This window comes from Endozoicomonas sp. ISHI1, assembly GCF_024606225.1.
Classification (GTDB): domain Bacteria; phylum Pseudomonadota; class Gammaproteobacteria; order Pseudomonadales; family Endozoicomonadaceae; genus Endozoicomonas_A.
In genome coordinates this window covers 17,682-37,530 of sequence record NZ_JAGRPU010000030.1, presented here as the reverse complement: position 1 = coordinate 37,530, position 19,849 = coordinate 17,682, and the positions used below count along the sequence as shown (strand labels likewise).

The window sequence follows — 19,849 nt, the reverse complement described above, 5'->3', positions numbered from 1 at the left end:
AAATGTTTGGGGAAATGCGACCATGAACGCGGCAGGGCTTCTGACTGTGGTTCGCCTGTTCTTTTTGTTTATCTTGTCTGTCACTTTGCCGCTTGTCGGTCACTGTGCTGCTTATACCAGCCTGTTGAGCTGGGCGGGTTGGGGGAGTTCATCCAAATCCATTGAGACGTGGGAGGATCGATCGGGGGAGATTAGTAAACTGTCTTTTAGAGGGAATAAACAGGCTGAAAAAAACGAGTCTGGTTATTCTGACGACGAAAGTCGTTTTAGTGGACCTTTGGCAATACCCGGGGCCCCTGTTACTGCCGATAACAGCGAACCCTTCACAAGCTCTGGTGGTGGCGGTTTTGGCAGTGGCGATGATTTAGACGATTTATTCAAGAAAAGGCCGGGCGGCGGAATGCGCCCCTTTTACTCCTTTGAATGGATGAGCGAGCTGGTCAGCAGCTTCATCCTGCTGCCTGGCATTGATGGTCGGACCGTCAAAAAACAGATTTGGGATACCCAGATTGTGCTCAACATCAAGCAGGGCTGGAATGAGCAGGACATCGTTATTTCGCAGGAACTTTGGAATAAAATAAGAGCTGCGAATCTTGAAAGAAATTCAGGGCTTTTTCTGGCATTGTCCAGAAACCCCTATAATCCGGAAGCTGTCGTTGATCATTACCTGAACAGTAACCCGGCACAACCGCTACCAACAGAAGACTACCGTCGTCATACACAGGAAGGGTTCATTTTAAGTCCCAAACAAATACGCAGCGTGTCTGTTATTCCGGGCTTGGTCACCGCAGGGAACGGCTATTCCACAGAAAGCGGTCAGGCTGGAAATCAAATGGGCGACACTGATAATACCTCGCCAGCGAATACTCAGTTTCAACAAGGCTCTGGTCGTCAAAATCAAGGCAGCGGTGGTGGAAGAGAGGGTGGGGGAGATGATGGGTCAGGTGGGTCACCAAACAGAGGGTCATGCCGGATTTGTAATAAACCTGCTGTACTCGGCTTCGATAAATGCAGAGAATGTCTGGCTCGTGAAGTCGGTCTAATTGAGCAGGAACTGACTGAACAAGAAAGGGAACTACTTGAGTCAGGCACAGAAGGGGCTGATTCTTTAGCAATCCGTGTATTTGAATGGTTCAAAACTTTGGATTCAAATGAAAGGCACAGAGGAGATTGTTTTCGCAATAATGATTACTATAACTTTCCAGCGCTTTATAGACTTTTAACTCAAAGTTTTATGTCAAATAAAAATACGCTAAGTGAGTTTTATCTGAAATGGGTTAAATTTTTAAACGGCAGTATGTCTCTTTACCACCTTATTTCAGAAGTTGGTGAATTGGCAAAGTCCCAGGGAATTGAAGATTACGTTGAGGTGAAAAGAATTGTTAAAGCACTTGCTCATCACAGGCATGAGTTTGAGAACGAAACCGGTTTTAAAAAATTCAGAAACGATTTGTTGAGCATTTTAACGAGTAACAACCTCCTGGCTTCTGATGACCCGGGGCATGTTCTTTATTCAGGATTAAGTCGCCAACAGAAAGTAATGTTGATTAATTATATTTTTCAGACATTTAAAGAAACGAGTTGGTGGCTAAAAGATGAAATATTCCCGTCAAAATTTTTGACAATAATAATGTTAAATCAATTCGCCAGAAATGTTAATGCTAAGTATGGTTTTGGTATTCCGAATCCGTACATTGATCGTGAGGAGTTATTAGAAATTCTTACGTGGGGCAGTGAGAGGCCTGGTAGTGGTGAATGTTCTTTTATTACTCCACATAACAGACGTTTTTTAATTGGAGTCAATAGTCAATCACTTCATGCTCTGGCATTTAATATTACTGCCAATCAATTTTTAGATTTTCATGATATTGAAGCTATACTCACTGCTCTTGCTGTTATAAGGTCAATGCACGGACAGCGTTTAAATGATCTGTTCTCTAAAAATGTTCGTTTTGCGAAAGATGTACCCAGTGAGCAACTTCAGCTTTTAAGAACCTTCACCTTAAAAGCCCGTGAACAGCTTGTTAAGTTTCTGGAAAACAAGGGAGCAGAAGAAAAAGACAAATTTATACATAGCATGTTTTTGATCTTTGGTATTGCTCCTAAGGAGCTATTTGATGAGCTATCGGATCAACCGTTTGATGAGTTATCGGAGCAACCATCTGATGAGCTATCAGATCAACCGGCTGATGAACTATCGGATCCTGAACCTGTTCAGTTAACACAAGCCGTTGCACACGCGGCCGTAGATCCACAGTGCCAGCAATCAGAAATAAGCAGGTCACGGCCTTTAGCTTTGGACTCTGATACAGTGAAAATGCTGGAAGCTTGTTCTAAACCAGGCTTGGATTTTTCCCCATGGTTCGAAAAAAAACCACAGTCTGTAACTTTGGACTCTATCGTAACGCAAGAGGAACTCCTGAATATTGGTTCTAAAGTAGGCGTTGATTGGCAAAAATTTGCCAAAAAGACCGGTGTTCTTAATGAAACTCATATAAGAGATATTGATGCTGGTAACGCTGGGCTTGAAAGTAAGGTAAGGGCAATGATGGAAGAATGGAAAAAAATAAAAGGTCAGATTACCTACGATGACTTATTGGAGGTTTTTTCAGAAATCGGACGATGGGATCTTATGTACGATTTAAATAAGCGTCATAAATTTTGAAAACTATAAGTCCGGTTTCCAGGGCAAGCTGGCGGAGTCGCGGTCAGTGCCCCAAATCTGGGATAGAAAAAATAAAACATTTTCAAATTTAAGGTCTATTTTAATGCTTTATCAATAAAATCTTCAGAGAGATCCGATCATGAAAACAGCAGAGCTTCTGACCGTGGTTCGCCTGTTTTTTGTATTCATCTTATCTGTCATTGCGCCTTTTTCAGGTCACTGTGCTGCCTATACCAGCCTGTTGAGCTGGACGGGTTGGGTGGGTTCCCCCAAAGTCACTGAGGCATGGAGGGATGCATCGGGGGAGATTAGCAAACTGTCGTTTAAAGGGAACAATCCGCCCCTTCTTTTTACTTATGATTACAAGGCGGCTGACGAGAACGGTGGAACAGTTTCTGAACTGGAAAACAATCAGTTTTATGTCATCCTCGATAGCCAACCGGGCGATCAATTTAATTTTTGTTTCAGGACGCCCCCCGCATTGTCGACGGGACATTTTCCCTCTCCCCCGGTATTTAAAAAGCCAGTAACGGGTCAGGCTATGCCGGATATACAAAACGGGAAAGTGAGACAGGTTTCATCGACACCCGACACTGGCCGCTGGCAGCATGAATACTCAGCCAGTTGGCGTTTACCGGCGGGTCATCAATCGTTGGTTTTGGCCATTGAAGATAATGATATCGGATGGGTTATAGAACCGGAATGTAGCGGTATTTTTTCAGAAAGCGCTGCTTTACCGTCATCATCAGGCAGTAATACATCAGTTAACAAAAAAACATCATCGGTCGATATTTTTTACCGCAATAAACAGGCTGAAAAAAACGGGTCTGGTCATTCTGACGACAAAAGTCGTTTTAGTGGGCCTTTGGCAATACCCGGAGCCCCTGTTACTGCCGATAACGGCGAACCCTTCACAAGCTCTAGTGGTGGCGGTTTTGGCAGTGGCGATGATTTAGACGATTTATTCAAGAAAAGGCCGGGCGGCGGAATGGGGCCCCTTTACTCCTTTGAATGGATGAGCGAGCTGGTCAACAGCGTGATTCTGGTGCCTGGTATTGATGGTCGGATTGTAAAAAAACAGATTTGGGATACCCGGGTTGTGCTTAAAATCAAGCAGGGTTGGAATGAGCAGGACATCATTATTTCTCAGGAACTTTGGGATAAAATAAGAGCTGCAAATCTTGAAAGAAGTTCAGGACTCTTTCTGGCATTGTCCAGAAACCCCGATAATCCGGAAGCTGTAATTGATCATTACCTGAGCAGTAAGCCGGCACAGCCGCTACAAACAGAAGACTACCGTCGTCATGCACAGCAAGGGTTCATTTTAAGTCCTGAACAATTACGCAGCGTGTCCGTTTTTCCGGGCCACGTCCCCATAGGGATCGGCCATTCTGGAGGAATCGGTCAGGCTGGAAATCAAAAGGGCGACCTTGGACCATCTTCCTATGCTCAGTCTCAACGAGAAAACGGTCGTCAAAATCAAGGCAGTCGCCGTGGAAGTGAGAGCGATGGAAGTGATGGAGATGATGGGTCAGGTGGTTCACCAAACAGTAGGTTATGCGAAAATTGCAATAAACCGGTACTCGCTTTTGATAAATGCAAAGAATGTCTGGATCGTGAATCCAGTGTACTTGAGCAGGAACCGACTGGAAAACAGCCTGGACAAGATGGAGAGGAAACCGAGGCTGTTGAGCAAGAATTGAGTGATGATGAGCAGGAACCGACTGAAGAACTGTCTTCTGAAATGGAACAAGACAGTGAAGCGCCAAATGAGGCTGATCCTTCAGCAGTCCATGTATTTCAATGGTTCAAAACTTTGGAGTCAGATGGACGGCAGAGAGGAGATTGTTTTCGCATCAATGATTACTATAATTTCCCGGAACTCTATAAACTTTTAACTCAAAGTCTTGAGTCAGATAAAAATACGTTAAGTCAATTTAATTCGAAATGGGTCAGGTTTTTAAATGGTAGTCTGTCACTTTATCATCTTATTTCAGAAGTCGGTGAACTGGCAAAATCCCGGGGAATTGAAGATTATGATGAGGTGACGAGGATTCTTAAAGCGCTCGCTGTTGACAGGGATAAGTTTGAGAAAGAAACCGCTTTGAAAGAATTCAGAAACGAATTGCTGAACTACTTAACGAGTAACAATCATTTGGCTTCTGATGCCCCGGGCAAAGTTTTTTATTCCGGATTAGGTCAGCAAGAGAAAGCAGAATTAATTGAATTTATCTATGAAATATTTTCTAAAACGGGTTTTCGGCTAAATAATGAAACATTCCCATCGAGATTTATAACAATAGCGATGTTAAATAAATTAGCCAGGGATGTTTATGCCAAGTATGGTTTTGGTCTTCCGAATCTGGATTATTATGGATTACCAAGAATTATTATGTGGGGCTGTGGGAATTGTGGTCAACATTCTTTTATTACTCCATATAACAGGAGATTTTTAGGTAAATTTGCCAGTGAAGACTTTCATCTTGTGGGGTTAACAGTTGCTATGAATAATTCCGGATATTTTCAACATGCCGAAGATATGTTTACTGCTATGGTTCTTATAAGATCAATGCACGGACAACGTTTAAGAGATATGTTCCCTGCGCATGTCAGTTTTGCTGAAGGTGTACCCAGTGAACAACTTGAGCTTTTAGAAAACTTTAGCACTAAAGCTAACGAGCAGCTTGTTAAGCTTCTGGAAGCTGCTGAGCCAGAAAAAAAAGACAAATTTATACATAGTATGTTTTTGATCTTTGGTATGGTTCCCGGGGAGCTATCTGACGAGCTATCAGACCCCCAACCTGTTCCTGTAACGCAAGCCGCTGACATGTGAAATGGGTAAACCCGGCATGCAGGGCAAACCTCTTATGCTATTTTACTATCTCCTTTACGGCCGAGAAGATGTCAGGTCGCATACTTCACGGACAATACGGGCTACGGCACTTCTCCATGGACGGGCATGAATGCCAAAAGTATTCAGAACCTTATTGGAAGACAGAGTGCCATTAGCCGGTGGTTTGATACCTTCCCTGGATTCAATATTAGCCATGATCAGCTTTTGGACTTTCAGATCGCAGTGCCGGGAAGTTTCGGCAATAAGAATTTCAGCAAAGTTGCTTTTAGGTACAGACTCTATGGCGGAGTTGCGGTAAGTACCCCAAGTCTGGGATAGAAAAAAATAAAACATTTTCAAATTTAAGGTCTATTTTAATGCTTTATCAATAAAATCTTCAGAGAGATCCGATCATGAAAACAGTAGAGCTTTTGACCATGGTTCGCCTGTTTTTTGTATTCATCTTGTCTGTCATTGCGCCTTTTTCAGGCCACTGTGCTGCCTATACCAGCCTGTTGAGCTGGACGGGTTGGATGAGTTCCTCCAAAGCCACTGAGGCGTGGGCAGAGCCATCGGGGGAGATTAGCAAACTGTCGTTTAGAGGGAACAATCCGCCCCTCCTTCTCAGTTATGATCGCAAGGCGGCTGACGAGAACGGTGGAACAGTTTCTGAACTGGAAAACAATCAGTTTTATGTCATCCTCGATAGCCAACCGGGCGATCAATTTAATTTTTGTTTCAGGACGCCCCCCGCATTGTCGACAGGACATTTTCCCTCTCCCCCGGTATTTAAAAAGCCAGTAACGGGTCAGGCTATGCCGGATATACAAAACGGGAAAGTGAGACAGGTTTCATCGACACCCGACACTGGCCGCTGGCAGCATGAATACTCAGCCAGTTGGCGTTTACCGGCGGGTCATCAATCGTTGGTTTTGGCCATTGAAGATAATGATAACGGATGGGTTATAGAACCGGAATGTAGCGGTATTTTTTCAGAAAGCGCTGCTTTACCGTCATCATCAGGCAGTAATACATCAGTTAACAAAAAAACATCATCGGTCGATATTTTTTACCGCAATAAACAGGCTGAAAAAAACGGGTCTGGTCATTCTGACGACAAAAGTCGTTTTAGTGGGCCTTTGGCAATACCCGGACTCCCTATTACGGCCGGTAATGGTGAACCATTCACAAGCTCTGGTGGTGGCGGTTTTGGCAGTGGCGATGATTTAGACGATTTATTCAAGAAAAGGCCGGGTGGCGGAATGGGCCCCCTTTACTCCTTTGAATGGATGAGCGAGCTGGTCAACAGCGTGATTCTGGTGCCTGGTATTGATGGTCGGATTGTAAAAAAACAGATTTGGGATACCCGGGTTGTGCTTAAAATCAAGCAGGGTTGGAATGAGCAGGACATCATTATTTCTCAGGAACTTTGGGATAAAATAAGAGCTGCAAATCTTGAAAGAAGTTCAGGACTCTTTCTGGCATTGTCCAGAAACCCCGATAATCCGGAAGCTGTAATTGATCATTACCTGAGCAGCAACCCGGCGCAACCGCTACAAACAGAAGACTACCGTCGTCATGCACAGCAAGGGTTCATTTTAAGTCCTGAACAATTACGCAGCGTGTCCGTTTTTCCGGGCCACGTCCCCATAGGGATCGGCCATTCTGGAGGAATCGGTCAGGCTGGAAATCAGAAGGGCGACCTTGGACCATCTTCCTATGCTCAGTCTCAACGAGATAACGGTCGTCAAAATCAAGGCAGTCGCCGTGGAAGTGAGAGCGATGGAAGTGATGGAGATGATGGGTCAGGTGGTTCACCAAACAGTGGTGGGTTATGTCAAAATTGCAATAAACCGGTACTCGCCTTTAATAAATGTAAAGAATGTCTGGATCGTGAATCCAGTGTACTTGAGCAGGAACTGAATAGAAAACAGCCTGGACAAGATGGGGAAGAAACCGGTGTCGTTGAGCAGGAATTGAGTGAAGATGAGCAGGAACCGACTGAAGAACGGCCTCCTGAAATGGAGCAAGGCAGTGAAGCGCCAAATGAGGCTGATCCTTCAGCAATCCAAGTATTTCAATGGTTCAAAACTTTGGAGTCAGATGAAAGGCAGAGAGGAGATTGTTTTCGCATCAATGATTACTATAAGTTGCCGGAACTCTATAAACTTTTAACTCAAAGTCTTGAGTCAGATAAAAATACGTTAAGTCAATTTAATTCGAAATGGGTCAGGTTTTTAAATGGTGGTCTGTCACTTTATCATCTTATTTCAGAAGTCGGTGAACTGGCAAAATCCCGGGGAGTTGAAGATTATGATGAGGTGACGAGGATTGTTAAAGCGCTCGCTGTTGTCAGGGATAAGTTTGAGAACGAAACCAGTTTGAAAGAATTCAGAAACGAATTGCTGAACTACTTAACGAGTAACAATTTTTTGGCTTCTGATGCCCCGGGCAAAGTTTTTTATTCAGGATTAGGTCAGCGAGAGAAAGCAGAATTAATTAATTTTATCTATGGAATATTTTCTGAAACGGGTTTTCGGCTAAACAATGAAACAGTCCCATCGAGATTTATAACAATAGCAATGTTAAATAAATTAGCCAGGGATGTTTATGCCAAGTATGGTTTTGGTCTTCCGAATAATCATGGTTTGGAAGATTATGAATTATCAGAAATTATTATGTGGGGCTGTGGTAGTTGTGGTGAATATTCTTTTATTACTCCATATAACAGGAAGTATTTAGGTAAATTTGCCAGTGAAACACTTCATTTTCTGGGGTTAAGAGTTACTATCAATGATTCCGGATATTTTCAACATGCCGAAGATATGTTTACTGCTATGGTTCTTATAAGATCAATGCACGGACAACGTTTAAGAGATATGTTCCCTGCGCATGTCAGTTTTGCTGAAGGTGTACCCAGTGAACAACTTGAGCTTTTAGAAAACTTTAGCACTAAAGCCAACGAACAGCTTGTTAAGCTTTTAGAAGCTGCTGAGCCAGAAAAAAAAGAAAAATTTATACATAGTATGTTTTTGATCTTTGGTATGGTTCCCGGGGAGCTATCTAATGAGCTATCTAATGAGCTATCTGACGAGCTATCAGACCCCCAACCTGTTCCTGTAACGCAAGCCGCTGACATGTGAGATGGGTAAACCCGGCATGCAGGGCAAACCTCTTATGCTATTTCTTGGTTTAAGTCGGTATGAGGATTTTGAGAAAAAGGGCAAGGACATTCTTACTTATAAACAGCTTTGGTTGTCTTGGCACTGTGCTTATTAATTTACCCTATGAGGAAGTGCCCGGCGTTGAGCCGAAGGATGAAGAGCTTAGCAGGGCCGGGATTTACGAACTTGAGCAGGATTTTCAGGAGGAATTATGAAGAGTTTGTATGACACTGACTACCACAAGTGGCTACGCCAGCAGCGGGATTTGCTGGCTCAGCGGCAGTTTGACCAGCTCGACATAGAGAATTTGTTGGGGGAACTAGAGTTGGGTATTAAAGACCATATACGTGAGTTAGTCTCTCACTTGGTTATATTGTTGGTTCACTTGCTGAAGTACGATTACCAAAATCGAGTACTGAAAGACCCTTGGGTGAAAGACAAAGTTCTTTACACTTGGATGCCCAGTATTAACAACCCGAGAGGAGAGATCGAGATACATGTCGAAGAAAATCCCTCATTGAGCAGCCATTTTGAGGAATCACTTGAAAAAGCTTACCCGAAGGCTAAACGGCGGGCCATTGACGAATTAAATGAATATATCAGTATCAAAGCCAAGCGGCTGAACAAAAACAGCTTTCCAGAGCAATGCCCCTGGAGCTATGAGCAGGTCATGCAAAGAGGATGGCTACCGGAGGTTGACAATGACTGATTTGTACAGAATTGACTAACACCCTCTTTCGGCTTTACGGTGAAGAAGATGTCAGGTCGCACACTTCCCGGACAATACGGGCCACGGCACTTCTCCATGGACGGGCATGAATGCCAAAAGTGTTCAGCACCTTATTGGAGGATAGAGTGCCATTGGCGGGTGGTTTGATACCTTCTCTGGATTCGATATTGGCCATGATCAGCTTACGGACTTTCAGATTGCGGTGCTGGGACGCTTCAGCAATAAGAATTTCAGCAAAGTTGCTTTCAGAAACGGATTCAGTGGTGGAGTAGTGGTAAGTTCCCCAGGTCCGGGCACCACAATCGAGTTGTTGAACGATGGCGACAATGGTCCGGGCTGCATCGTCGGCGGGTGTCGGGCAACCGAGCTGATCCGGAGTCACATACACTTCCCTGTTAGCCAGCATCTGTTCTGCCAGTCTTCTGAGAATGTTGGGACGACGCTCACTAATGATCCACGACAGGCGCAGAATAATATGTCGCTCGCACCGTTCACGGATTTGCTGCTCTGCCTGAAGTCTGCTGTTACCAAGAACACCGGTCGGGTTGGTGGGGTCTTTTTCGTTGTAAGGTTCTTGCTTGGTACCGTCAAATACCCTGTAGCTTGAGAGCTGAAAAAGAATAATGCCCTGACGCTGGCAGCAGTCGGCCAATTCTGCGACCGCATCCCGATTGATACTGAAACAGCGGGAAGGCTCATTCTCAGCCTTGACTGGATTGTTATAGGCAGCAGCATTAATGACCAGGTCTGGCTGGTAGCGGCTGAAACAGGTCTGAATCTGCCCGGGTTTGGACAAATCCAGCTCCACTCTGTCCGGTGCGTACCAGGAAATACCCTTATCTGTCAGGGTCTTGCAGACTTCATGGCCGACTTGGCCGGTTTGACCGATGACCAGTACTTTCATACTTGCATTCCAATATCACGGGCTTAATGATTAAGAGACTATTGAAGCATGAATAGGTTTCGGCTCCTAGTTGAGTGTCGTAAAAACACGTCGCGAAATATGTAAAGACACCATGCCCTGCGGGGTAAATTCTGGCAGAATGGCTCGCTTCTTCGACTATGCTTTTTCCAGCTGTGATTAACGAATTGGCGAACACTATGTACGTGGCAGACACGCTTCCGGAAACGGTTGATGATGTAGAGCGCATTCTTCTGGTGGATGATAATCCCACTAATTTGCAGGTGCTGCTGCAGACCCTCAGTGGAAGGGGGTACAAGCTTCTTATTGCGAAAAACGGTGAAAGCGCCCTGAGGATTGCTCACAAGGCCAGGCCAGCGCTGGTTTTACTGGATATCATGATGCCTGGTATGGACGGCTATGAAGTGTGCCGTCAACTGAAAGAAGATCCGGCTACCAGCGACATTACCGTGATTTTTCTATCAGCCCTTGATGACACCAAAGATAAGGTTCGTGGTCTGGAAACCGGTGCCGTTGACTTTATCTCCAAGCCTTTTCAGGCCGAAGAAGTCATTGCCCGGGTAGAAACCCAGCTCAAAATACATCGACTGGAGCAGGCGCTTTCTGCCCGCAATCGTCAGCTAGAGGCTGACAAGGCCCGTATTCTGGAAAGCATGAACGAAGGCATCTTCGGGCTGGATAGCCGGGGGCAGATTACCTTTGCCAATGCAGCAGCCTCCATTATGACGGGCTGGCCAATGGACACCCTCATCCACCGTGGTCTGATTGAACTGATGCTGGGTGAGGCGGGAGATGAAGCACGCAGTCAGCACCTGGCTCCCATTCAGGAGGCACTGAACAAAGGAGTCAGTATAAGAGTGGATGATGCACTCTTCTGGCACAAAGAAGGTTCCTCATTCCCGGTCAGTTATTCATGCACTCCGATTATGGAGGACGGTCAACCCAATGGTGCCGTAGTCGTCTTTACTGACATCAGTAGTAAAAAACGTGGGCAGGCAGCATTGCAAAAGGCTCTCGACGAACTGGAAACCCAGAAGGAAAAACTGACCCATGTTTCCCGTCTGAGTATTATGGGGGAAATGGCCGCAGGCTTTGCCCATGAAGTGAACCAGCCCCTGACTGCCATTTCCAACTATGCACAGGTGGCCAAGCGCATGATGGTCAGGCTTGAACATAAAGACGACGATGTTTACGACTCGCTCTATGAAGCCATGGACAAGATTAATATCCAGGCTCGTCGTGCTGGTGAGATCATTGCCAGGATTCGCTCATTTGTTAAGAAACCTGATCATGTTCTGGGTTGTGTCGATCCGATCAAGCTGATTAGTGATACCGTTAAACTGGCTGAAGTGGATGCTCGAAATAACAGTATGGAGATTCATACTGAAGTAGCGCAAAACCTGCCGGAAGTGAAAGTGGATCCGGTGCAGATTCAGCAGGTGGCTTTGAACCTGATTCGCAATGGTATGGAGGCCATGAGAGATCAGGACACCCGGGACATGGGGATCTGGGTTAAGGCAGGGCAGGTTGATGATCAGTTCGTCAAGGTATCTGTGATAGACCGGGGGTATGGGTTGGCTGACGATGCTGAAGAAAAACTGTTTACGCCTTTCTATACCACCAAGTCAGATGGTATGGGGATTGGTCTGACAGTTTGCCACTCTATTATTCATTCTCATGGTGGTCGACTGACGTTCAGTCGTCACCCTGAGGGAGGCACTATTTTTGAGTTCACAATGCCGATTGCCTGACGCTTCCCGCTCCATCACTTAAACGACAACCAAATGACGGGTGAGTAAGAGGATAATATGAACCCTCGATGGGGCAACTGTATGAGAGAACTTCATAATAACTGCAGTCATCTTTGAAGCATAAATAAATATAACCGCCGATCAAGGGGGAAACATACGACGGTCTGCAACAGTAACTGCCATCGGGGCGTGACCGGATCCACGGATATTTGCCTCTTTCTTTCTGAACATATCGAAGGGTATATTGCTTCTCCTTCACTTGATGAAAGATTCTCAGTTCACATAAAACCGTATCTGATAAAGCAGGCTGTATGAATAATGTAAATAATAAAAAAATAGCTTTGATATTTTCATGCTCCCTCGGTCTGAAACCAACAAAATAGCAGATATTTGCGCTGTGACCATTAATCGGGAGAACCTCACAATTCTGCTCTTTCGACATCCGAAGGCTTCGGGTCACTTTGCATTCAGCATCAAAGCCGCTTCGATCGCAGCCAGTAGCGAAGGCAGTGCTACGGGGCGACGCGCTGAGGCGAAACGGGAAAGGTTCAGAAATTTTGCTGTTCAGTGGCACTATGCAGGCATGCCATCATTCCTGTATAACCGTCGGCAGGTTATAATGCCCAACTGAGGAAAAACGGCTGTATTCAGTTAACCGCTGTTTTTATGGGGGCAAAATCGGAAAGTCTGGTCCGGCAATGTTGTGACCGCCCTGAGAAATATTCTGAGTTTATGACGGGTCTACAAGGAGCACGCAGTGACTGAACAGGTAACAGAGTATATGCATGAACTGGGCAAAAAAGCCCGGGAAGCCAGTGCAGAGGTGGCTAGAGCGAATACAGGTCTGAAAAACAAGGCTCTGCTGGCGATTGCTAATGAGCTGGAAGCGACTCGGACGTTGCTGCGTGAAGCTAACGCTATTGATCTGCAAAACGGTCTCGACCGAGGGCTGGATTCAGCGTTGCTGGATCGACTGGAACTGACGGATGCCCGTATTGATACCATGATCGAGAATTTGAGTCAGGTGGCTTCATTGCCTGATCCGGTGGGTACCATTGACGACCTCAAGTATGTTCCCAGTGGCATTCAGGTGGGTAAAATGCGTGTTCCGCTGGGAGTTATTGGCATTGTCTATGAGTCTCGACCCAATGTAACCATTGAGGCCGCCGGTCTCTGTCTGAAATCGGGTAATGCTGTGATTCTGCGTGGAGGCAGTGAGTCGATTGCTTCTAACAAGGCGATCGCTCAATGCATCCGCAAGGGCCTGGTGTCGGCTGGCTTGCCGGAAGCAGCAGTTCAGGTGGTGGAAACGACTGACCGTGAAGCCGTCGGGACTCTGATCAGTATGCCTGAGTATGTTGATGTCATCATTCCAAGGGGTGGCAAAAGCCTGATCGAACGCATCAGTTGTGATGCCAGAGTTCCTGTTATCAAACATCTGGATGGCATTTGTCATGTCTATATTGATGATCTGGCTGATCGGGAGAAAGCTCTGGCCATTGCCGTGAATGCCAAAACGCACCGTTACGGTGTATGCAATGCTATGGAGACCTTGCTGATCAACAGAGCCGTCGCTGCTGACTTGCTGCCGGAACTCGCTCAGCGCTACCAGATATTGGGGGTTGAACTCAGAGGCTGCCCGGAGGTCTGTGATATTATTCCGGGTGTTTTGGCTGCCACCGAAGAGGATTGGCAGACAGAATATCTGGCACCGGTGCTGTCCATTAAACTGGTCGGTAATATGAGTGAAGCTATTGAGCATATTAATCGTTACGGCTCTCATCATACCGACTCGATGATCACCGAGAGTTATACTCGGGGCCGTGACTTCCTCAGAGAAGTGGATTCTAGCTCCGTCATGATCAATGCCTCTACCCGGTTTGCAGACGGTTTTGAGTATGGCCTGGGAGCTGAGATTGGTATTTCTACGGACAAGATTCATGCCCGTGGCCCTGTTGGGCTGGAGGGGCTGACATCCCGAAAATATGTAGTATTGGGCGACGGTCATATCCGGAATTGACAGCCTCTCAAAGTAAGGGTTTTTGCGTTTATTCAAAAAAATTGCCATCAATCACAGTGGCAGTTAATGATCGCACACAGTGGTCACTGGTTATGTACTTAGGTACTTAATCAGCAAACAACTATGAAAAAAGCCTGTACAATTCATGTTCAGGCTTTTGATTTTTATTGAGTTCTAAAGAGATATATGCAATCTGAACAACTGAAACAACTGGTCATTGATGCTATTGAAGAGATGAAAGGCAACGACATTAACTGTCTCGACGTTTCTGAACTGACCAGCGTAACTGATTACATGATTATCGCCAGCGGTACTTCCAACCGTCATGTGAAGTCTGTAGCAGACCATGTAATTGACAAGTGCAAGCAAAATGGTGTCCGTCCTCTGGGTACAGAAGGTCAGGAAAAATCCGAGTGGGTCCTGGTCGATATGGGTGACGTTGTGATACACGTCATGATGCCGGCTACTCGTGCGTTCTATGACCTTGAACGTCTCTGGGAGCCCAGCGAGGAACAGCAGGCTACCGGGCAGTCCTGATGCGTGTTCGCCTAATCTCTGTTGGCTCAAAAATGCCAGCCTGGGTCGATGAGGGCTACAGGGAATACAGTCGGCGCCTGGGCTTTGACCTCAGGCTTGATTTGGTTGAGATTCCGCTGTGTCGGCGCAGCAAGGGAGCTGACGTCAGCCGCCTGCAGGAAAGAGAAGCCGGGCAAATGCTGGCGGCAGCAGGGCAGGGAGACCTGATAGTGGCCATGGAAATCATGGGAAAGCCCTGGTCGACGGAGAAGCTGGCAGACAATATGGGTGAGTGGATGCATTCTGGCCGCAATGTCAGCCTGATGGTCGGAGGGCCAGAAGGGCTTCATTCCAGTGTGTTGGTCCGGGCTGATCTCAGTTGGTCTTTATCGCCGTTGACTTTACCTCATCCCCTGGTGAGGGTGGTTGTTGCTGAACAGGTCTATCGTGCCTGGAGTATTCTCAAGAATCACCCTTATCACAAATAGACAGTAAAACTGATGCCGGTGAATACCTTAAAGGACCACAAAGCAGAGCAACGGATTGTTAGTATTCGAGTCTGGTTGGCACTGGTGTTCATGATCCTTTTGGTCATGTTGCTGGTTTCCAGACTTTTCTATCTTCAGGTGGTTAAATACGATGAGTTGGCCACCCAATCCGAAGAAAACCGTGTTCTATTGCAGACCGTGCCTCCGGTTCGTGGGCTTATCTATGATCGCGACGGCCGTTTGCTGGCGACTAACCGCTCCAGTCAAACGCTGGCTATTGTTCGGGAACGTGTAGAAGATCTTGATCAACTGCTCGACGATATTGCCCGGTTGATTCCTGTGACCGAGAATGAGCGCAGCCGTTTCCTCGAGCAGATAACACGAAGCAGGCCTTTTGAGTCGGTCCCCCTCAAGTTTCGCCTGAACGACAAGCAGGTTGCTCTGATTGCTGTAAACCAGTTTCGCCTGCCGGGTGTTGAGATCAATGCCGAGCTGGTTCGTGAATACCCTGAAGGTAGCTCCTTCGCCCACAGCGTCGGTTATGTGGGACGAATCAACGAACGTGAGTTAAAGAATCTTGATCCGGCTCTCTACACCGGTACTTACACCGTCGGCAAGATCGGTCTGGAGCGTTTTTATGAGCCTGCACTTATAGGGAGGCCTGGCTATCAGGAGGTTGAAGTCAATGCCCGCGGGCGGGTGACCAGGGTACTGAGCCGTGTCAACCCGACACCCGGAAAAGATCTTCAGCTGTATATTGATACCGATTTGCAAAATGCCGCTATCAAAGCGATGGACGGAAGAAGAGGTTCTGTCGTAGTGCTTGATCCCAAGACCGGTGGTGTGATGGCTATGGTGAGCAATCCGGCGTTCGATCCCAACCTGTTTGTGACCGGAATCGATTACGTAACATTTAATGATCTGAATACGGACATTGAAAAGCCGCTCTATAATCGTGCGACATTGGGTGAGTACCCACCGGCTTCCACGATCAAGCCACTGGTAGCGTTGGGGCTGCTGGCCAATAACGTAGTGGATAAGAATGAAAAAATCTACGACAAAGGCTGGTTCCAACTTCCGGGCAGTGATCACCGTTTCCGTAACTGGAATCGAAAGGGTGATGGCTGGATTAATCTGAGTCAGGCGATCCTGCGCTCCAATGATACGTTTTTCTATAAAATGGCTGAAAAAATGGGGATTGATCGTCTCCATGATTTTCTCAGTCAGTTCGGTATGGGGCGAGAAAGCGGTATTGATATTCATGAAGAGAGAACCGGTCTGCTGCCTTCAACAGAGTGGAAGCAGGGCGCTTATGGACAGCCCTGGTATCCCGGAGAAACCGTTATTGCCATTATTGGTCAGGGCTACATGTTATCGACTCCCATGCAGTTGGCTGAATCGGTTACATTGATTGCCAACCGGGGTAAACATGTACAACCTCGCCTAGTGAAGGAAGACATTCCAGAGTTACAAAGCCCCGAATGGGGGCACGATATTGAGCTGGATAACCATTATTGGGATCTGGTCATCAGTGGCATGGAGAAAGTGGTCAGTTACAATCGGGGCACCGCTTATTGGCGAATTGGCCGTGACTTGAAGTATCGAATGGCAGGCAAAACCGGTACCGCTCAGGTGGTCAGTATTCCTCAGGGTGAAGAATATGATGCTGAAAAACTCAAGGAGTTCGAGCGGGATCATAGTCTGTTCGTGGCTTTTGCGCCTATTGAAGATCCCCAGATAGCGATGGCTGTGGTATTGGAGAACAGCAATGGTGCAGCCAACGTAGCCAGGGATGTGATGGACTTTTATCTCCTCCCCAGACTCGCCAGAGCCGAACAGAAGAAAACCAGTGCTGACAACAAGAGGACCACACAATGACCGGTCAGGATTTTGTTCGCCAGCTAGATGAAGGGCAGGGCTTTCACAAGGCACCTGACTGGTCAGAGCGCTTGCATATCGACTTTATGCTGATAGGTTTTGTGGTCATTGTCTGCGGAGCCGGTCTGTTTATTTTATACAGTGCCAGTGGGCAAGATATGAGCATTGTCATTCGACAAGCCATCTATATGCTCATTGGGTTTGTTGGCATGATTATCATTGCCCAGATTTCACCTCGACTGCTGATGCGGCTGTCACCGTGGATATATATTGGCGGTGTCGCTCTCCTGATCGCTGTGTTGATCATGGGGATTCACTCCAAGGGGGCACAGCGCTGGATTCAATTACCTTTTATTCGCTTTCAGCCCTCTGAAATCATCAAGCTGGTTATGCCGATTGTAGTGGCGACTTATGTTTCAAAGCGACAGCTGCCGCTTTCTTTAAAAAATATTGTCGCTGTAATGATCTTGATTGGTATTCCAGTCGTGCTGATTGCCAGGCAGCCCGACTTGGGGACCTCCCTGCTGATTGGTGCTTCAGGCCTGTTTATATTACTGCTGGCGGGGTTGAGGAAGCGACTGATTTTTTCTGCGATTATGCTGGCCGTTCCTTCTATCTGGGGTTTTTGGCATTTTGTCATGCTTAACTATCAGAAGCAGCGGGTGCTGACCTTTCTCAATCCCCAGAGTGATCCCTGGGGTGCAGGCTGGAATATTATCCAGTCAAAAATTGCCATTGGATCGGGTGGGCTATATGGTAAAGGCTGGTTGTTGGGAACCCAGTCGCATCTGGACTTTCTGCCGGAGAGTCATACTGACTTTATTATTGCGGTATTGGCGGAAGAGTTTGGCCTGATGGGATGCCTGATTCTACTGGCATTATATGCTCTGATTATCGGTCGAGGCCTGTTTATAACACTCAGGGCTCAGACTCTGTTTGGCAGACTGCTGGCAGGTAGTATTACCCTGACGTTTTTCGTCTACATCTTTGTCAATATTGGTATGGTGAGCGGCCTGCTACCTGTGGTCGGGGTGCCTTTGCCTCTGGTGAGTCGGGGAGGAACCTCGCTGGTTACCCTGATGGCAGGGTTTGGTCTGTTGATGTCGATACAGACTCATAAAACATTTCTGGGGCAAAGTCGGTAATTGCAGGGAAAACCCTCTTTTTCATAAGTTCGTTCCCTATCAAATGATTACGCAGGCGACAGCCTCCGTTTAGGTTAAATGTTGCTCGCATGAGCTATACTCACAGGCATTCAGTCAGTCGCTAAACGTTGAGTGTTTGTCATGCAACCTGTTCAGTTTCAGGGCATCCTGCGGGCAGCAACTACCCTGCCCCCCGGTCAGTTCGATGTTCTTCACAAAATGCTCCCCCCAATATCAGTCGTCTGCAAGCAGGAAGACGACAGCGGGTTCCGGCTGCTGGAAAGGTTTAGGTGCAATCTTGACCAACACCCCAATTGTTCATACGTCGTTAAAGCACTGGCGAACTCACGCAGTTTAGGAGCGCCGTATGGGCTTAAACGATATCACAAGATCCGTTCGTTCTCACAAGAGGGCTTTTTTACATCAGGTTTCTCTGCATTGGGCAAAGCAACATTTAACTTAAATAAAGCCGGTACGCTAGTTGTCTCTCCGTGACTGCTGTAAAGTAGACATTATCCCGTATGAAGTTCAATCAGCTAACGGCATTCATCTGAGTAGTAGCAGGGAGGGCATATGGCCTTAAGAAGGGTAAAAGAATTTTTAGGACTGCCGCCATTTCGACTCATGGTTGCAGGTGTATTGTTCAGTGGTTGTCTTTTAGCGGCACCGGCAATGGCTGCTGATTCTAAAAAGGCAGTCGATGATAAGCCTGATTATGCGCTTCAACCAGAAGTAAAGGCGTTTATTGATGACTTGGTCAAGAACGAACAGTTTTCTCGCAAGGAGCTGCAGGACATTCTGGGTAAGGCTAACAAGTCTGACAGAGTACTTGAGTTAATCAGCAGGCCAGCTGAGAAGCGTCTGGAGTGGAAGGACTACCGAAAGATTTTTATGACCCCGGAGCGAGTAGACCTTGGCGTGACCTTCTGGGAGGCGCACCAGAAAACGCTCTCCAAAGTTGAAAAGGAGTATGGTGTCCCTGCGGATGTGATTGTGGCCATTATCGGCGTTGAAACTTACTATGGTCGCCAGACCGGTGGCTTTAAGGTTCTCGATGCGCTGTCTACTCTGAGCTTCGATTATCCTCCGCGCAGCAAGTTTTTCACCCAGCAGCTGAAAGAATTTCTTATTCTGACCCGCGAGCAGGAACTGGATGCTTCAGATCTGACCGGCTCTTATGCTGGCGCCATGGGTATACCCCAGTTTATGCCCTCAAGTTACAGGGCTTACGCGGTAGATTATACCGGTGATGGTCAGTCAAATATCTGGAAGCAGGAAGAAGATGCTATCGCCAGCGTTGCCAATTATCTCCGCGAAAATGGCTGGAGAGCCGGCAAGCCTATTGCCAGCAAGGCGAAGGTTACTGGAAGCCAATATGAGAAAGCGGTGTCTGACTCCGTCAGGCCGAAAAAAACCCTGAAGCAGCTGGAAGGTTCTGGCTGGCGTCCAGAGGCCCCTGTACCAGACACTGCCAAGGCAGCTGCCATCAAGCTTGAAGGTGAAAAGGGGCCGGAGTACTGGCTGGGGATGCATAATTTCTATGTCATTACGACGTACAACCGCAGCAAACTTTATGCAATGGCCGTTTATCAGCTAGCGAGGGATGTAAAAACCGGCTATACAACATCAGTGTCAAAGTCTGGAAGGACATTAGCCGGAAAGCAATCTAAATAGTCTGAGCCTTCTGGTTCATGAACAAAGGCACCGTTTTTATGCTTCGGGCGTAAAAGCGGTTTT

General features: G+C 46.8%; 14 protein-coding genes. 12 read left to right on the top strand and 2 right to left on the bottom strand.

All coding sequences use genetic code 11. The features are described from left to right. Positions 1-22: 22 nt before the first annotated feature. Positions 23-2,665 carry a death domain-containing protein gene (locus tag KBW69_RS17495; RefSeq protein WP_257281689.1) on the top strand — a complete coding sequence of 881 codons (2,643 nt, stop codon included), beginning with the start codon at positions 23-25 and terminating at the stop codon, positions 2,663-2,665. Positions 2,666-2,804: 139 nt separating this feature from the next. Then, positions 2,805-5,498, top strand: a complete 2,694-nt coding sequence (locus tag KBW69_RS17490; RefSeq protein WP_257281688.1) for a hypothetical protein — start codon at positions 2,805-2,807, stop codon at positions 5,496-5,498. A 54-nt stretch (positions 5,499-5,552) separates the two neighbouring features. On the opposite strand, the gene KBW69_RS17485 is transcribed toward KBW69_RS17490, so the two are convergent. Then, complete coding sequence (locus KBW69_RS17485) at positions 5,553-5,852, bottom strand: NAD(P)-dependent oxidoreductase (protein WP_257281687.1); 300 nt, start codon at positions 5,850-5,852, stop codon at positions 5,553-5,555. A 59-nt stretch (positions 5,853-5,911) separates the two neighbouring features. Between KBW69_RS17485 and KBW69_RS17480 the strand changes: the two genes are divergently transcribed. Both KBW69_RS17480 and KBW69_RS17475 read left to right on the top strand, forming a co-directional pair. Next, positions 5,912-8,641, top strand: coding sequence for a hypothetical protein (locus KBW69_RS17480; protein ID WP_257281686.1), 2,730 nt, complete (start codon positions 5,912-5,914; stop codon positions 8,639-8,641). Positions 8,642-8,873: 232 nt separating this feature from the next. Continuing rightward, positions 8,874-9,371, top strand: a complete 498-nt coding sequence (locus KBW69_RS17475; protein ID WP_257281685.1) for a DUF29 domain-containing protein — start codon at positions 8,874-8,876, stop codon at positions 9,369-9,371. Positions 9,372-9,405: 34 nt separating this feature from the next. Here KBW69_RS17475 and KBW69_RS17470 read toward each other — a convergent pair whose 3' ends face one another. Further along, positions 9,406-10,296, bottom strand: a complete 891-nt coding sequence (locus KBW69_RS17470; RefSeq protein WP_257281684.1) for an NAD(P)-dependent oxidoreductase — start codon at positions 10,294-10,296, stop codon at positions 9,406-9,408. 173 nt (positions 10,297-10,469) lie between these two features. Between KBW69_RS17470 and KBW69_RS17465 the strand changes: the two genes are divergently transcribed. The 8 genes from KBW69_RS17465 (at position 10,470) to mltB (ending at position 19,786) form a co-directional block, all read left to right on the top strand. Then, on the top strand, positions 10,470-12,065 hold the full coding sequence (locus KBW69_RS17465; protein WP_257281683.1) for a response regulator: 1,596 nt from the start codon (positions 10,470-10,472) through the stop codon (positions 12,063-12,065). Positions 12,066-12,822: 757 nt separating this feature from the next. Next, positions 12,823-14,085: a glutamate-5-semialdehyde dehydrogenase gene (locus KBW69_RS17460; protein WP_257281682.1), complete on the top strand. Its 1,263-nt coding sequence runs from the start codon at positions 12,823-12,825 to the stop codon at positions 14,083-14,085. A 186-nt stretch (positions 14,086-14,271) separates the two neighbouring features. Continuing rightward, positions 14,272-14,622, top strand: coding sequence for a ribosome silencing factor (rsfS, locus tag KBW69_RS17455; protein ID WP_257281681.1), 351 nt, complete (start codon positions 14,272-14,274; stop codon positions 14,620-14,622). Continuing rightward, entirely contained in the window at positions 14,622-15,089 is a 468-nt protein-coding gene (gene rlmH / locus KBW69_RS17450; protein WP_257281680.1) for a 23S rRNA (pseudouridine(1915)-N(3))-methyltransferase RlmH, read from the top strand. Before rsfS ends, rlmH begins: the two co-directional genes overlap by 1 nt. Positions 15,090-15,101: 12 nt before the next feature. Further along, positions 15,102-16,967: a penicillin-binding protein 2 gene (gene mrdA / locus KBW69_RS17445; RefSeq protein WP_257281679.1), complete on the top strand. Its 1,866-nt coding sequence runs from the start codon at positions 15,102-15,104 to the stop codon at positions 16,965-16,967. Beyond that, positions 16,964-18,112 carry a rod shape-determining protein RodA gene (gene rodA / locus KBW69_RS17440; RefSeq protein ID WP_257276216.1) on the top strand — a complete coding sequence of 383 codons (1,149 nt, stop codon included), beginning with the start codon at positions 16,964-16,966 and terminating at the stop codon, positions 18,110-18,112. Before mrdA ends, rodA begins: the two co-directional genes overlap by 4 nt. Positions 18,113-18,253: 141 nt before the next feature. Further along, complete coding sequence (locus tag KBW69_RS17435; RefSeq protein ID WP_257276215.1) at positions 18,254-18,607, top strand: hypothetical protein; 354 nt, start codon at positions 18,254-18,256, stop codon at positions 18,605-18,607. Positions 18,608-18,685: 78 nt separating this feature from the next. After that, positions 18,686-19,786 (top strand): lytic murein transglycosylase B, encoded by a 1,101-nt coding sequence (gene mltB / locus KBW69_RS17430; protein ID WP_257276214.1) that lies wholly within the window; start codon positions 18,686-18,688, stop codon positions 19,784-19,786. The last annotated feature ends 63 nt before the right edge of the window (positions 19,787-19,849 follow it).

Excerpts from the sequence above, each read along its gene's own strand:
- KBW69_RS17495 (WP_257281689.1), top strand. The coding sequence starts at position 23 with ATGAACGCGGCAGGGCTTCTGACTGTGGTTCGCCTGTTCTTTTTGTTT.
- KBW69_RS17490 (WP_257281688.1), top strand. The coding sequence starts at position 2,805 with ATGAAAACAGCAGAGCTTCTGACCGTGGTTCGCCTGTTTTTTGTATTC.
- KBW69_RS17485 (WP_257281687.1), bottom strand. The coding sequence starts at position 5,852 with ATGTTTTATTTTTTTCTATCCCAGACTTGGGGTACTTACCGCAACTCC.
- KBW69_RS17480 (WP_257281686.1), top strand. The coding sequence starts at position 5,912 with ATGAAAACAGTAGAGCTTTTGACCATGGTTCGCCTGTTTTTTGTATTC.
- KBW69_RS17475 (WP_257281685.1), top strand. The coding sequence starts at position 8,874 with ATGAAGAGTTTGTATGACACTGACTACCACAAGTGGCTACGCCAGCAG.
- KBW69_RS17470 (WP_257281684.1), bottom strand. The coding sequence starts at position 10,296 with ATGAAAGTACTGGTCATCGGTCAAACCGGCCAAGTCGGCCATGAAGTC.
- rsfS (WP_257281681.1), top strand. The coding sequence starts at position 14,272 with ATGCAATCTGAACAACTGAAACAACTGGTCATTGATGCTATTGAAGAG.
- rlmH (WP_257281680.1), top strand. The coding sequence starts at position 14,622 with ATGCGTGTTCGCCTAATCTCTGTTGGCTCAAAAATGCCAGCCTGGGTC.
- mrdA (WP_257281679.1), top strand. The coding sequence starts at position 15,102 with ATGCCGGTGAATACCTTAAAGGACCACAAAGCAGAGCAACGGATTGTT.
- rodA (WP_257276216.1), top strand. The coding sequence starts at position 16,964 with ATGACCGGTCAGGATTTTGTTCGCCAGCTAGATGAAGGGCAGGGCTTT.
- KBW69_RS17435 (WP_257276215.1), top strand. The coding sequence starts at position 18,254 with ATGCAACCTGTTCAGTTTCAGGGCATCCTGCGGGCAGCAACTACCCTG.
- mltB (WP_257276214.1), top strand. The coding sequence starts at position 18,686 with ATGGCCTTAAGAAGGGTAAAAGAATTTTTAGGACTGCCGCCATTTCGA.